Source organism: Bacillus sp. DTU_2020_1000418_1_SI_GHA_SEK_038 (genome assembly GCF_032341175.1).
GTDB lineage: Bacteria > Bacillota > Bacilli > Bacillales > Cytobacillaceae > Cytobacillus.
In genome coordinates this window covers 53,961-68,842 of sequence record NZ_CP135435.1, presented here as the reverse complement: position 1 = coordinate 68,842, position 14,882 = coordinate 53,961, and the positions used below count along the sequence as shown (strand labels likewise).

Below are 14,882 nucleotides of genomic sequence, written 5' to 3'. Positions count from 1 at the left end.
AACATAGAAAAGCAGAGAGCGCCCGCTTATGAGGAACGCAGACTAAAAACGCCACGTCCTGTGGCAACGTTTGCATGACCCGCATCCTGCGGGCCTCAAGCATAAGACGAGTTGGCAGGAAGGTTGGTTTGTACCTTCATGTCAACTTGGCTTATGACCTCGAGCCCCTAGGCGCTGGAGCTAGACAAATAGAAAAGCAGAGAGCGCCTATTCCTCGGCTCCGACCTTTTCTTCTTTTACTATCGAATACATTTCAGCAGCTTCTTCTTTTTTCGTTGTTTCTTGAATACGGTCAATTTTGACAGTGACTACTCTTTGCCCGAATCTAATAACTAACTCATCCCCAACCTTAACAACAGTGCTAGCCTTTGCCTGCAGGCCATTCACAAGAATTCTCCCTTGATCGGAAACCTCTTTTGCCAGCGTTCTTCTTTTTATTAAACGGGATACTTTCAAGAATTTATCTAATCTCATTATCTGGACTCCTCTCCAACCTTTTTGCTTCTTCCCAGAATTCGTCTAATTGCACTAACCCAAAATCAGCAAAATCCTTACCGCTTTCCTTTACCTTCTTTTCTACGTAGGCGAAGCGGCGTTTGAACTTCTGATTTGTTAAAAATAGCGCTTCTTCAGCATCAATTTGGTAAAAACGTGCAATATTCACGATGGCAAATAGAATGTCGCCGAACTCTTTTACAATATCTTTACTGCCCTTTTCAACCTCTAATTCAAATTCACGAAGCTCTTCTTTAACTTTCTCCCAAGCAGGCCCGACTTCCTCCCAGTCAAATCCAACCTTTGCGGCCTTTTTTTGAATTTCGGCAGCAGCCATTAAATTCGGCAGGGATTTACTTATTCCGCCAAGGATTGATTTTTCCTCTGATTGGCCCTTTTCTTCCTGCTTAATATCCTGCCAATTTCTTAATACATCCTCTTCCGTCTCAGCGGTGATATCCCCGAATACATGCGGGTGGCGGCGGACCATTTTTTCAGATATCCCCTCCACAACATCTTCAATAGAGAAGAATCCCTCATCCTCCCCAATTTGCGCATGAAGCATGACTTGCAGAAGGACATCTCCAAGTTCCTCCACCATATGATCGATATCGTCTTCATTGATTGCTTCAATAAGCTCGTACGATTCTTCAATTAAATATTTCTTTAACGATTCATGTGTTTGTTTTTTATCCCACGGACAGCCATTCGGTCCACGAAGCTCTGCAATAATCTCCCGCAGCTTGGAAAAGCTTTTATACAAAATAGTCTCTTCCTTAACAGGGGGAACATAAATGGAAGTTAGATTATTCATCTCTATATCCCGATCCAATTCGTATAAAGGAACCTTACGAAGCTGCTCTTCCTTACTTCCTGCGGCCATCACAATAAAAACATCATAATCATAAGGCAAAATTTCCATTAGTGTGAGCTTTACTTCAGAAGCTACAAATTGATCATATACCTGTCCGATGATCATGTGATGCTTCACTTCTAGCTCAGCTTTCTTCAGGCTCGTTCCATCAAGAAGCTGAAATCCCTCGATTGGATCAATTTTTAGTGACTGAAACAAAGCATCAAGAAAGCTTTGCCCCCCGCCGATTTCTACCGTTATTCCATGATCTTCTGCTCTCTCCAGCAAAAGCTGAACAGTGCGTTCCGCAACAAGCGGATGGCCGGGCACTGCATATGTAACATCCCCGCGTAAAGCTGCATCCAGCAGGATTGAACTAATTTCTTCATAAACTTCTTGAAATTGCTCGTGTTTTTCATATATAGGGTCAAATGAAGTGAATTCAAGCCCTTCCTTCTCCAATTCCATGACGACAGGATGTTCTTTCGTCCGCAAGTAAAGGGGGGAAGCGCTTTTCAGGGCACGGTAGACTCCTAAAGGGAGCTGCTCTAAATCCCCTGCACCTAACCCAAAAATCGTGATTTTTGACATTGTTTATTTCATCTCCTATTCCTTTTAGGAAGAAAGAAAAGCAGCTTGCTTCCAAAAGGCAGCATCGAAAGCTCTTTTTCTTTAAAGGTATTCCCTTTTAATACAATCCATAGATAACTAAATCCGCCGACAGCTACAGCACTTAATGCCTGAAAACAAGCAAACAATCGCTCCTCATTGAAGCCGGCTGCATAACCCGTTATATATAAATAAACCCGCAAGACAATAAACATAGAAAATGCAGCTATTCCAACGATCAGGATAAATCGTTTATTCAAAATCGGCGTCCGCAATTGACTGCGGAGCTTAACAAGCAAGATGACCATAATTAAACTTAAAGTCAAACACGAGGCTCCCGCTGCTCCCATTGTCCCGAATGGGGGGACAAGAATCGCGTTCAATACATATTTCACCGCGAGGCTGCCGAGGATAACAAAGGCCGGAAAAAGAATAATGCCAAGTCCTTGTAAAATAGCTGTAACAGTAATAATGATCGAACTTAATAATATAATAATGCTCAAAACCCCTAGAACATCTGAACCCTCGCTGTTTTCAAACAGCATAATATTTGTTGGACGAATAATATTCCATAGGCCAACCGTTGCTGCGACACCTACAAATAAGGCGATTTTAAGCGCCAGCCGAATTTTATCATGCATAAATGCAAAATTTGAATTTAATTTCTCACTTGCAATAATCGGAACTAATGATAATGACATGGAAGTGGCTACGACCATCCCTACTTGAATGAGCGGCTGACCCCGATCATAAATTCCCTTAAGTTCTTTCGCTTCATGAGCATCTATGCCTGAAGAGATAAGCATAGAATATAGATTTAAAGAATCTGCCATTTGCAAAAACACAAGGAGCATACTGCTTACGCATACGGCAAATCCCTGTACCAAAAGAGCTCTAGCGATGTGTATGATTTTTTGTATATTAAATTTTGCTAAAGAAAGACGGGATTTTCGTCTCCCTGCCCAATAAAATGTTATGAGAACAATAACAGCTGTGATACCGCCAGTTACAGAGCCAAACGCTGCTCCTCCCCCTACAACATATAAGCTATATCCCTTACTTGTCAGCAAAAAAGCGGCTAAGAAGATCGTGAGCACCCTTATGAACTGCTCAACTACTTGGGATACGGCTGTTGGGACCATATTTCCTTTCCCTTGGTAAAAGCCTCTCAGTAAAGAAACAACAGGGAAAATTAAAAATGTGACTGAAATGACTTTTAATAAGATAGCAAGCTTGGGATCCTTCATTTGAGCCGCTAACCAGTCTGCCCCCCAGAAAAGAAACGCAAAACAAAAAAATCCTATAATAAATAATATTAAGGCGGATGTGATAAATAAGTGCTGTACTCCATTCTTATCCTTCCGGCTTGAAAGCTCAGTGTAAAGCTTAGAAATCACGACCGGAAAACCATATGTAGATAAAACAAGAGCAACTCCATAAAACGGATAAACCTGTTGATAAATATAAAAACCAACATCTCCAACCATATTTTGAAACGGTACACGGTAGACGGCGCTTAATATTTTTACGATTAATGCGGCAAAAGTTAAAATGAAAGCCCCTTTAAATAATTCTTTAGCTTTTTTCTCGGGCCTCATTATCCCTCTCCTTCCAAATCTTACATTTGAAAGTATTATAACATGGCTGCTTGCTTAATTGTCCCCATGAGTCTCTTCCGAAAAACCATCAGTGGGCCCCCCAATATGGAGGCCCACTGATAGAAGTTCACCCTTATGATTCCATTTGTCTTGCCAAAAATCCCGCAGCTGTTTCTACAGCCTTTTGTTCAACTTCTCCTAACGTATCTTCTTTTGCGTAGATGATTACAGCACCAATTGGATCCCCATTTGCAATGATAGGCCCAATTGTGTAAGAAGAAATGGCTTCAGTATGACCATCCACCAATGAAAAGTCACCTGATTGGGTTATAAGGACTGAACTGCGGTCCTCCATCGACTTTTCAACTAATTCACTGATGTTTTTGTTTAAATATTCCTTTTTGGAACCGCCTGCAACAGCGATGTATGTATCTCTGTCACAGATTAAAACAGGGTTTCCTAAGCTGTCAAACAGTGCCTCAGCATACTCTTTTGCAAAATCGCTTAGCTCACTGATCGGTGAGTACTTCTTCAAAATGACCTCTCCATCTCGGTCAACGAAAATTTCTAATGGATCTCCTTCACGAATACGCAGCGTTCTGCGAATTTCCTTAGGAATTACCACACGCCCTAAATCATCGATTCGACGAACAATACCAGTTGCTTTCATCCAATGTTGCCTCACTTTCATCTGATGATTTTGTTATGAAATAAGAAAAAGGGTTTTCCAAAGTCAGACAGTTGTCTTGCCTCTAGTGCATTGTACTCAGTATAATGCTAAAGATTTGGTTGGCCCGATACTGAAAGCGCGCAATTTTCAGCTTTTCTTATCTGGCCATGATTCAAAATTGGGAGAAATTGAATACATCGCCATGTTTGAACTTAGTATCTTTCATATGGAAAGTTCTATACACATTCAATCATTTTTTTCTTGAGTTTATCATTTCATTTTAAACTCGGAAAAATCATCTGTGATCGTTTTGGAATTTGGAAAAAATTTCAGGTTCCCTTAAGAAATACCCTTCGTTTTTCAAGAGTAAACATTTTTGAAAGCTTTTAGGACTATTGTTCTGCTGCTAATGATTTTAGGATTATTAGATTTTATAATGCCTGACTTTGCTGTTCTTTAACGGAATCCTTCATCCCTTGTACAACTTCAAAGGCTATTTTTAACCATTCATTTGGTTTGATTCCTTTTATATGGAGTACTGCTTTGAGTTTTTTGCCATCCATCCCAAGCCCTACTGTACGGCCAAATTTACTAGTGATTTCGAATATTTTTGGACCGTCTATTCTTTCGCTTGCCTTCTCCGACTGCAGAATAAGTATTTCATTTTTGGTCTGTTTGATCGTTTCAATCCCGGCAAGTTCCCCTAGAACCTTCATTTGTGCCACTTGGAATAAATATCCAACCTCTTCAGGATATTCACCAAAGCGGTCAAGCATTTCATCATGAAGCTCCTCGATATCCTCTATACTTGAGGCACCTCTAAAGCGCTTATACATTTCAATCTTTTGATGGCCATCTGAAATATAGGAATCAGGAATATAAGCATCTAATTCAACATCAATTTCCAGCCGTTGCTTATTCTCAAGTTCTAAATTGCCTTTCCTATTTTCGATCGCGTCCTTCAGCATCTGCGAGTATAAATCAAATCCGACTGAATCAATGAAGCCGTGCTGTTCAGCACCTAGTAAATTTCCCGCACCCCTAATGGACAGGTCACGCATGGCAATTTTGAATCCAGAGCCAAGCTCAGTAAATTCTTTAATGGCCTGAAGCCGCTTCTCTGCTACCTCGGTTAATACTTTATCTTTTCTATAGGTAAAATACGCGTAGGCAACCCGATTAGAACGGCCAACCCTGCCTCTAAGCTGATAAAGCTGTGATAACCCCATTTTATCGGCATCGTGAACAATGAGCGTGTTGACATTGGGGATGTCTACCCCAGTCTCAATGATTGTCGTGCTCACAAGAACATCATATTCGCCAGAAAGGAAACCTAGCATAACTGATTCGAGCTCATTTTCGGTCATTTTTCCATGGGCATAGGTCACCCTTGCATCTGGCACAAGCATTGAAATTTCCTCTGCTTTCCTTTCTATATCCTCTACTCGGTTATAAAGGAAATAAACTTGCCCATCGCGAGCAAGCTCTCTTTCAATCGCTTCTCGAACAATTCCTCCATTATACTCCATCACATAGGTCTGAATCGGAAAGCGATTTTCCGGCGGAGTTTCAATGACTGATAAATCACGCACGCCGAGCATCGACATATGAAGAGTCCTTGGAATCGGGGTGGCCGTTAATGTAAGAACATCCACATTTGTTTTCATCTGTTTTATTTTTTCTTTATGTGTAACCCCAAATCTCTGTTCTTCATCGACAATGAGCAGCCCTAAGTCGCGATATGAAATATCCTTGGAAAGGATCCGATGGGTTCCTACTACCACATCAATGGTCCCCGCCTTTAAACCTTTGATTGTTTCTGTTTGCTGTTTCCTAGATTTAAAACGGCTTAGCAGTCCGACCTCAATCGGATACTCCTGAAAGCGTTCTCGCATTGTTTCGTAATGCTGCTGTGCAAGAATGGTTGTCGGAACAAGGAAAGCTACTTGTTTTCCATCGGCTATTGCTTTGAAGGCAGCACGAATCGCCACTTCTGTTTTCCCATAGCCCACATCTCCGCATAATAATCGATCCATCGGGCGCTCTCTTTCCATATCTCTTTTAATTTCGTGAATGGAACGGAGCTGATCCTCTGTTTCTTGATAAGCAAATGCTGATTCAAATTCCCGCTGCATCTCCCCATCCGGGCTAAAAGCATGTCCTTTCGATGCTTCTCGCTCCGCATAAAGCTTGATTAAGTCATCCGCAATATCCTGTACAGAGGATTCAACCTTCTTCTTAACCCTTTTCCAATCGCTTCCGCCAAGCTTATATAATTTTGGTTCCTTTGCTTCGGAGCCTACATATTTTTGAACAAGGTCAATTTGCTCAACTGGAACATAGAGCTTATCCGTACCTTGGTATCGAATATGGAGATAATCCTTATGAACCCCATTGATTTCAAGTGTTTCAATTCCTAAATATTTCCCTATTCCATGATTTACATGAACGACATGATCGCCAACTTTTAACTCGGAATAGCTTTTAATCCGTTCCGCATTGGACAGCTTTTGTCGGCGGGGCTGTTTTTTCGTTCTTTTATTAAAAAGCTCTTCTTCTGTAATAACCGCAAATCTTTGACTTGGCAGCTCAAAGCCGGTTAACAGACCTCCTGCCATGATTTGAACCTTTCCTAATAGAAGAGGCTGATCAATTCCTAGAGATAATGCTTCAATTTCATAGTCTTCCAATACCCTTTGAAGCTTCTTCACTCTTTCTTCATCAGAGCCTAAAAAGATGACGGTATAATTTCCTTTTCTCCAGCGTTCAATTTCCGCTTTAAGAACGTTCATTTGACCGTGGAAGTTTTGCATTTGCTTACACGAAATATTAATAATATTTTGCGGATTTGTATTTGGGATATGTCTTAGAAACAATGACAAATAAATGAGCGGCTGTTTCTTTTGCTGTAAAAACCCCCGTAAATTATGGGATATTTTCACATCATGAATCATTTGCCCCTCACTTAATAGACTTGTATACCACTCGGCCTCTTCCTTTTCCAGAGAATCATTCATTTCCTGAACTCTACTAATTTCATCAACGAAAATCAGCGCATTTTCCGGAAGATAGTCTACTAAACTATTTTCTTTTTCATATGCAAAGGAGAGATACTTAAATAGCTGATTAGGCTTGCTCCCCGTTCTCAATTGCTCGAGTTCATGTCCAATGTTCTGTGTAAGCAATGTTTTTACCTTTTCATCCTTTAACTTCTTTAGGCTTTTGCCTAACCCTGCATCAATCTTTTCAATCATTTTTTGAAAATGCTCATCTGTTAATGGATATTCAGTTGCGGGTCCGATTGTTACTTCAGATAATTTCTCCTTGGAACGTTGATCTTCCAATGAAAACGATCGAATAGAATCTACTTCTGTATCAAATAATTCAATTCGAATTGGATCGGATTCTGTTAATGGATAAATATCAATAATTCCGCCTCTTACACTAAACTCACCGGGAGATGAAACCATGCTCACACGCGAATAGCCCATTTGGACGAATGTTAAAAACTGCTCCTCCTGAAGCTCATCCCCTACCTTTAGGGTAAGTTGACATTCTCTCCAGAGAGAGGCTGGCGGGAGAATTTTTCTTAAGGCTGCCATTGGTGCAATTAATAGACCATTTTTACTTTTACTCCAATAATTTAACACTTCAATTCGTTGTGCCTTTAATTCTGGACTGGCAATACTAATTTCGGCGGCAATTAATTCATTAGCCGGATATAAAAACACTTCTGATTCTTTTACTAGATGAACAATATCGTCATACAGTTTTTGTGCTTGCAGTAGATTATGTGTGATGATTAATATCGGCCTTCGTGTTTGCTCGTAGACAGATGATAGAAATAAAGTTCTCGCAGAACCGGATAAACCTGATATTAACTGCTCTTTAAGCCCTTCCTTAATTCCAGACAAGACGGATTGCAGATCATCTTGCCCACTAATCATATTCTTAAGCCCTTTCATGACTACCCTCCCTTTCTTAAGAGGAATAACCCCTTTGTACGATTTGTCTAGCTCTGAGCGCCCTTGGCTCGAGGTCATAAGCCGATAAGAAGGCGCTCTCCGCTTTTCTAAATTAAATAGAAAAATGCTTTGGATGGATGTCCAAAGCCTGTTATTGAATTAGAAAATCATGCTGATGGTATTCCGGATTTCGCTGCAGTAATTCATGACAATCTTCGCAAATGGCCTTTACCTGAAGATTGCCCGCCATATCGTACGCTATCATCTCTTGACGTTCCTCATGATTTAATAAATGAAAGCCTAATTGCTCTGTGTGGATGTCGGTATCTTCAATGGTACCAATCTCCACCCCACAATGACGGCAATGATAATGTATAGCCATGCCTGTTCCTCCTATTATACACTCGTGTATCATTAGTATGAGCGTTTCTAAAGGAACTTATTCATTCGGCAATAGCTTATACAGCCTAATAAGAATGATATACTATCTTATGAAAAAAGTAGAGATATATGAGGAATTATTGATTAAATTCATTCATGATTTGTAAAAACGGCTTAGAGATCCATTCCTCACAGGCATCAGAACACCTTTTTATGACCTCTGTCATTTGCTCCTGCTCTTCTTTTGAAAATCGCCCTAACACATAGTCAGGCACTTTCATCCCGCTCGGCGGCCTGTCAATTCCAACTCTTATTCTGTTAAACTCTTGTGTGCCTAGATGTGCAATGGTGGACTTAATTCCATTATGCCCTCCTGCACTGCCCTTTTGCCTTAATCGAATCCTCCCAACAGGAAGATCTAAATCGTCATAAATGACAACAAGCTCATCATTATCAATTTCGAAATAATCCATTAACGGAACAATTGATTCACCTGAAAGGTTCATATATGTAAGGGGCTTTAATAAAAATACCTTTTCTCCATTTACATGACCCACTCCATAAACTCCCTGGAACTTCGCCTGGTCAAGAGGGATATTTAACTTCTCTGAAAGTGCATCAATGACCTCAAAGCCAATATTATGCCTTGTTTTCTCATATTGCCTTCCAGGGTTCCCTAGCCCTACAATCAGCTTCATATCTCTCACCTCTTAAAAAAGAAGGGACTGACTTATGTAAGTTGAGCCAGACCCTTGCTTTTGAAATTACATGTTTATTTTTGCTTTTGATTATTCACTTGCTTCTGTTTCTCTGCCTTCTTCATTCTCAGGCGTTCCCTCATGCTGCTTTTCACCACTATTAATTTCTTTTTCCTGGCGTGGAGGGAGAATAGAAGCAATTACTTCATCCTCAGTATGGTTTACCTCATATCCAAGGTTCGCTTTTATATCGGCAACCGTAATGGTTTCATTAACTTGCAGGTTTGTTACATCAATGTCAACAGATGGCGGAATTTGTTCTGGTGTAGCGGTGACGGAAACCTCATGCATAGACTGCTGGAGCACCCCGCCATCCTTTACCCCTGCTGCATCCCCAATTAGAGCTACACGGACATTCGCCGTTATTTCCTGTGACATGTCCACTGCAAGAAGATCAACGTGGATAATCTCATTTTTGATTGGGTTTGCCTGGTAGTCACTCAATACTACATTATGCTTCTGACCGTCCAAATCTAATGAAATGACACCGTTCCTGCCTACTCTTCGAATGATTTTTGTAAAATCCGCTTCACTAAAATAGATTGGTTTACTATCTATTTTTGCCCCGTAAATGACCGCAGGAATATTTCCTTCCTGCCGTATACGTGTTAACACAGATCCGCGAAATTCTTTTCTTTCCTTTGCTTGAAGTACTGCTGTCATGATAAATGATCCCCTTCCACATTTTTTATAAAAAGGCTCTCTATAAAAAGTACCCTAAAATGAGGAAGTCTAAACCTTTAAGATCATTTTGTATGTTTCATCTATCAAATTACTGGGTAATGATCAATCAAATAGTGTGCTTACAGATTGCTCCTCATGAACACGGATGATTGCTTCCCCAATAAGAGGCGCAACTGAAAGCTGAACAATTTTTTCCGTTTTCTTTTCTTCTGGAAGGGCGATTGAATTTGTCACAACTAACTCTTTAATGGAGGAGTTTTGGATTCTCTCAATAGCCGGACCTGATAATACTGGATGTGTACAGCATGCATACACTTCAGACGCACCATGTTCAACTAGTGCATTTGCAGCTAATGTGATTGTTCCAGCAGTATCAATGATATCATCAATTAAGATAGCTACTTTTCCATCAATATGTCCAACAATATTCATAATTTCCGCTACATTCGGCTTCGGACGGCGCTTATCAATAATCGCAATCGGAGCTTTTAATCGTTCAGCAAGCTTTCTTGCTCTCGTTACACCGCCATGGTCTGGTGATACGATAACAACATCGTTATTCATTGCTTTATTTTTAAAGTACTCAGAAAGAATCGGAACACCCATTAAATGATCAATTGGAATGTCGAAGAAACCTTGAATTTGCGGAGCATGCAAGTCAAGTGTAATCACACGTGTTGCCCCTGCTGTTTCAAGTAAGTTTGCGACAAGCTTCGCTGTGATTGGTTCACGGGCTCTAGCTTTACGATCTTGACGTGCATATCCATAATAAGGCATTACAATGTTAATTGTTTTTGCAGATGCACGCTTTAATGCATCAATCATGATAAGAAGCTCCATTAAATGTTCATTAACCGGAGAGCTTGTCGATTGAATCACATAAACATCGCAGCCTCGAATACTTTCTTCGATATTAATCGTAATTTCTCCATCACTGAAGCGCTGTACTGAACATTTTCCAAGCTCAACACCGATCACATTAGCAATTTCTGTTGCCAATTCGCGATTGGAATTAAGACTAAAAACCTTTAAATTTGGATCTAAATATTGATTAGACATGTTAAGCCTCCACCTGAATTATTTCTTGCCATTTAGTTTTTCTACATAATTCTCTTTATTTACTTGACGCGCCCTTGCGATGGATAAAGCCCCTCCAGGAACATCCTCTGTTATCGTTGAGCCCGCTGCCACATAGGCATTTTCCCCAATGGTTACTGGTGCCACGAGATTGGAATTGCAGCCTACGAAAACTCCATCTTCTATCTTCGTTAGGAATTTATTTTTCCCATCGTAGTTGACTGTAATTGTGCCGCAGCCAATATTTACATCGCGGCCGACTTCAGCATCCCCTATATAGCTTAGATGAGATGCCTTGCTTCCCTCACCGAAAACAGCTTTTTTCACTTCAACAAAGTTTCCAATTTTCACATGCCCATGAATGTCAGATTTCGGACGTATATGAGCAAATGGCCCAATTTGGACACCGGAACCAATTTGACTGTCAAAAGCTGCAGATTGACGAATTATAGTATGATCGCCAACTGTACAATCTGAAATTTCGCTGTGAGGACCAATGACACAATTAGATCCAATCGTTGTTTTTCCAGTAAGAATCGTGCCGGGGTGTATAATCGTATCCATTCCTATCGATATATCGGAACCGATATACGTATTGGATGGGTCGATGATTGACACACCATTTCGCATATGGAACTCATTTATTCTCTTTCTCATTAATCGTTCTGCTTCAGAAAGAGCAACCCTGTCATTCACACCAAGAGTCTCCTCAAATTCTGCTGTTTGGAAAGCAGCAATAGGAGCTCCTTCATTTTTCAGAATCTCAATAACGTCCGGTAAATAATATTCTCCCTGGACATTATCATTGCTTACCCGACTTAACGCTTGAAATAAAGCTTGATTATCAAAGCAATAAGTACCCGTATTAATTTCTTGAATTTTTCGTTCTTCTTCTGTTGCGTCCTTATGCTCGACTATTTTCTCGACATGTCCGCTTTCATTTCGGACGATGCGTCCATAGCCAGCAGGATTGTCGGTCCAAGCAGTCAGTACCGTTGCCTTAGCACCTTTATCCTCGTGATGTTTATAAAGGGCCTCCATTGTCTCATGGGTGATTAGCGGAGTATCTCCACAAACGACAATGGTAACGCCTTCTTTCCCATGGAGCATTTCTTTCGCTTGCATGACAGCATGGGCCGTACCCAGCTGCTCCTTTTGCAATGCATACTTAATGTCGTCACCGAGCTGTGCCTGTACCAATTCTGCCCCATGTCCAATGATTGTGACAATTTCCTCTATGTTAAGCTTTGAAACTTGATCAACCACGTGTTGAACCATCGGCTTTCCACACACAGGATGCAGGACTTTATAAAGCTTAGACTTCATTCTCGTCCCTTGGCCCGCGGCTAAGATGACCGCATAACGATTATACACAGACAGGCCTCCATTTCAAGTGAAATAATGTCGCTCACTTCTTGAAAAGCGCAAGCGCCGTGGTCACCCCCGACAAGCACAAGACGAGCCTCACGGAAAAGTGTATTTACCTTTCTGGGAGGATTGGCTTGTGACCTCGAGGTCGACAATAACGCGACGTCCTGTCGCTCTGTCGACACTAGTACGTCCTGTACATCGGGGTAGGCGCTGGAGCTAGACAATAGAAAAGCTGTTTATTACAGCTTACGAATAAATTAAGACAGCGTGAAGCACCAATACTCTTTTTTCATTATATTGGTTCACTCATTTATTTACGAATACATTAGATGTTCATTTCATCATCGCAGTTCCGCATTATTCGATCACATAACCTTTTTATCCCTTAAAAATATATCCTATATACGGTCTTATTTCAAGGAGTGACAAAAAACTACATATTTTTTACACGAAAAATGTTGAATTATTCCCATATGAAGGAAGGAAATTGATAAAGGGCAGAATTGCAGAGCTTTTTTATAAAAAGTGAGAGGTTTGAGTTGGTAATAAACGGGGAATTAAGGGGGTATCGTATTCATAATCAGGTACATAAAAAAGAGCCTTACTTAGTAGTAGGCTCTAGTTGCTTATTATTAGGAAGCTCCTGCTTCCTCAAATTCAACTTCTAATTCACCTAAACGGTGGTATTCTGATAATACAGCCTCTTGGATTTTCCCCCGTGTTCCTGAGTTAATAGGATGAGCAATATCCCTAAACTCCCCATCCGGAGTACGTTTGCTAGGCATTGCAACAAACAATCCATTATTGCCATCAATTACTCGAATATCGTGAACAACAAATTCATGATCTAAAGTAATAGAGGCAATCGCCCTCATACGGCCATCTGTATTAACGCGGCGCAATCTTACGTCAGTTACTTCCATTCTGTTCACCACCTTTTCAAGAAGATACAAATCTTATTTTATTTAATTCCACATATCCTCTGTTTTTCCTGCTTGAATCGAAAAAATTTTTAGAATCTTTTATTCCAAATGATTAAGTTCTATTTATTATCCCATATCCATTATGACTAAACTACCAAAAAATATACAATAAATTGTAAAATTAACCCGGATCATCTTTCTATTTAACTAAAAAAACCAAGCCCGCGATTGCAACGAGCTTGGTTTTTTATATTGACTGCTATTTTACAAGAGCTACTACTTCGATTTCTATTAAAACATCCTTAGGCAAACGAGCCACTTCTACACAAGAGCGTGCAGGCTTATGAGTGTGGAAATATTCCCCATACACTTCGTTGATCGCACCAAAGTCGTCCATATTTTTAATAAATACGGTTGCCTTTACAACTGTTTCTAAAGACGCGCCAGCCTCTTCAAGTACAGCTTGCAGATTTTTGAACACTTGATGAGTCTGAACGATTACGTCTCCTTCTACCAAAACACCCTCAGCAGTTAGCGGAATTTGACCTGAGCTGTAAAATAAGTTATTTACAATGATGCCTTGTGAATACGGACCTATTGCTGCTGGTGCTTTTGAAGTTTGAACAAATTTCATTTATGTATCCCCCTTAAACATAATTTGATAATCATTTATTTTTAAAATAATTACCTTCATTCACATTGATCTTCTTTTCTCTTTCATCAATATCTGATAACCGCAGAAGAGATAAATATTCATCCACTAGACGTTCCTCAGCCTTTTCTGCTTCTACTAGAACAGCTATGCCTGCAACATGGGCTTTAAATTCCTCAAGCATACTGACCATTCCATTTACAGTGCCGCCACCCCTTAGAAAGTCATCGACAATAAGGACTCTTGAGCCTTCTGCCAGGCTTCGCTTCGATAGCATCATCGTTGATAATCTTTTTGTTGAACCAGATACATAGTTAATGCTGACTGTAGAGCCTTCTGTCACTTTACTATCTTTTCGAACGATGACAACAGGGACATTTAAATAATTCGCAGTTGCATAAGCTAAAGATATCCCCTTCGTAGCTACCGTCATTACTACATCAATTTGCGTTTCCCCGAAAGCAGACGCAAATAACCGTCCGACCCGATTCACAATAGATGGGTTTCCTATTATGTCCGTCATATATAAATACCCACCCGGCAATAATCGATCAGGACTGGCCATAATTTCACAAAGCTCGGAAATAGTTGATTTTGCTTCCTCTTCCGTTACTTTTACTTGAAATTTCACTCCGCCTGCAGCACCCGGAACCGTCTGTAACGTTCCAATTCCCCGTTGTTCAAATGTATCCTTAATGATTGCTAAATCTTCACTGATGGAGGATTTAGCTGATTTGTATCTTTCTGAGAAATAAGTTAAAGAAACCAATTGTCTTGGATGTTCTAATAAATAATTCGTCATATCAATTAAGCGCTCACTCCGACGAAACTTCATCATAGGACCCC

Annotated in this window: 13 protein-coding genes; all 13 read right to left on the bottom strand. The window is 40.3% G+C overall.

Annotated elements, in window-relative coordinates; translation table 11 throughout:
• Nucleotides 1–207: 207 nt before the first annotated feature.
• The 13 genes from RRV45_RS00330 to purR all read right to left on the bottom strand — a co-directional run bounded on the left by RRV45_RS00330 (nt 208) and on the right by purR (nt 14,871).
• A complete protein-coding gene (locus RRV45_RS00330) occupies nt 208–474 on the bottom strand; it encodes an RNA-binding S4 domain-containing protein (RefSeq protein WP_315666820.1) in 267 nt (88 codons plus the stop codon).
• Nucleotides 461–1,939: a bifunctional methyltransferase/pyrophosphohydrolase YabN gene (gene mazG / locus RRV45_RS00325; RefSeq protein ID WP_315666819.1), complete on the bottom strand. Its 1,479-nt coding sequence runs from the start codon at nt 1,937–1,939 to the stop codon at nt 461–463. Before mazG ends, RRV45_RS00330 begins: the two co-directional genes overlap by 14 nt.
• An 8-nt stretch (nt 1,940–1,947) precedes the next feature.
• Nucleotides 1,948–3,555 (bottom strand): putative polysaccharide biosynthesis protein, encoded by a 1,608-nt coding sequence (locus RRV45_RS00320; protein WP_315666818.1) that lies wholly within the window; start codon nt 3,553–3,555, stop codon nt 1,948–1,950.
• 133 nt (nt 3,556–3,688) lie between these two features.
• Nucleotides 3,689–4,225: a stage V sporulation protein T gene (gene spoVT / locus RRV45_RS00315; RefSeq protein ID WP_315666817.1), complete on the bottom strand. Its 537-nt coding sequence runs from the start codon at nt 4,223–4,225 to the stop codon at nt 3,689–3,691.
• Between the two features lie 431 nt (nt 4,226–4,656).
• Entirely contained in the window at nt 4,657–8,190 is a 3,534-nt protein-coding gene (gene mfd / locus RRV45_RS00310) for a transcription-repair coupling factor (protein WP_315666816.1), read from the bottom strand.
• Nucleotides 8,191–8,341: 151 nt separating this feature from the next.
• Nucleotides 8,342–8,572, bottom strand: coding sequence for an anti-sigma-F factor Fin family protein (locus tag RRV45_RS00305; protein WP_315666815.1), 231 nt, complete (start codon nt 8,570–8,572; stop codon nt 8,342–8,344).
• A gap of 136 nt (nt 8,573–8,708) precedes the next feature.
• The gene (gene pth, locus RRV45_RS00300) at nt 8,709–9,269 is read right to left on the bottom strand and encodes an aminoacyl-tRNA hydrolase (RefSeq protein WP_315666814.1); all 561 of its coding nucleotides are present in this window, start codon (nt 9,267–9,269) and stop codon (nt 8,709–8,711) included.
• A 90-nt stretch (nt 9,270–9,359) separates the two neighbouring features.
• Nucleotides 9,360–9,992 carry a 50S ribosomal protein L25/general stress protein Ctc gene (locus RRV45_RS00295; protein ID WP_315666813.1) on the bottom strand — a complete coding sequence of 211 codons (633 nt, stop codon included), beginning with the start codon at nt 9,990–9,992 and terminating at the stop codon, nt 9,360–9,362.
• A gap of 123 nt (nt 9,993–10,115) precedes the next feature.
• Entirely contained in the window at nt 10,116–11,072 is a 957-nt protein-coding gene (locus tag RRV45_RS00290; protein ID WP_315666812.1) for a ribose-phosphate diphosphokinase, read from the bottom strand.
• Between the two features lie 18 nt (nt 11,073–11,090).
• The gene (glmU, locus tag RRV45_RS00285) at nt 11,091–12,464 is read right to left on the bottom strand and encodes a bifunctional UDP-N-acetylglucosamine diphosphorylase/glucosamine-1-phosphate N-acetyltransferase GlmU (protein WP_315666811.1); all 1,374 of its coding nucleotides are present in this window, start codon (nt 12,462–12,464) and stop codon (nt 11,091–11,093) included.
• A 629-nt stretch (nt 12,465–13,093) separates the two neighbouring features.
• Entirely contained in the window at nt 13,094–13,384 is a 291-nt protein-coding gene (gene spoVG, locus RRV45_RS00280; RefSeq protein ID WP_053479353.1) for a septation regulator SpoVG, read from the bottom strand.
• Nucleotides 13,385–13,643: 259 nt separating this feature from the next.
• A complete protein-coding gene (locus RRV45_RS00275) occupies nt 13,644–14,018 on the bottom strand; it encodes a RidA family protein (protein WP_315666810.1) in 375 nt (124 codons plus the stop codon).
• A 31-nt stretch (nt 14,019–14,049) separates the two neighbouring features.
• Complete coding sequence (gene purR / locus RRV45_RS00270) at nt 14,050–14,871, bottom strand: pur operon repressor (protein ID WP_315668894.1); 822 nt, start codon at nt 14,869–14,871, stop codon at nt 14,050–14,052.
• Nucleotides 14,872–14,882: the final 11 nt, after the last annotated feature.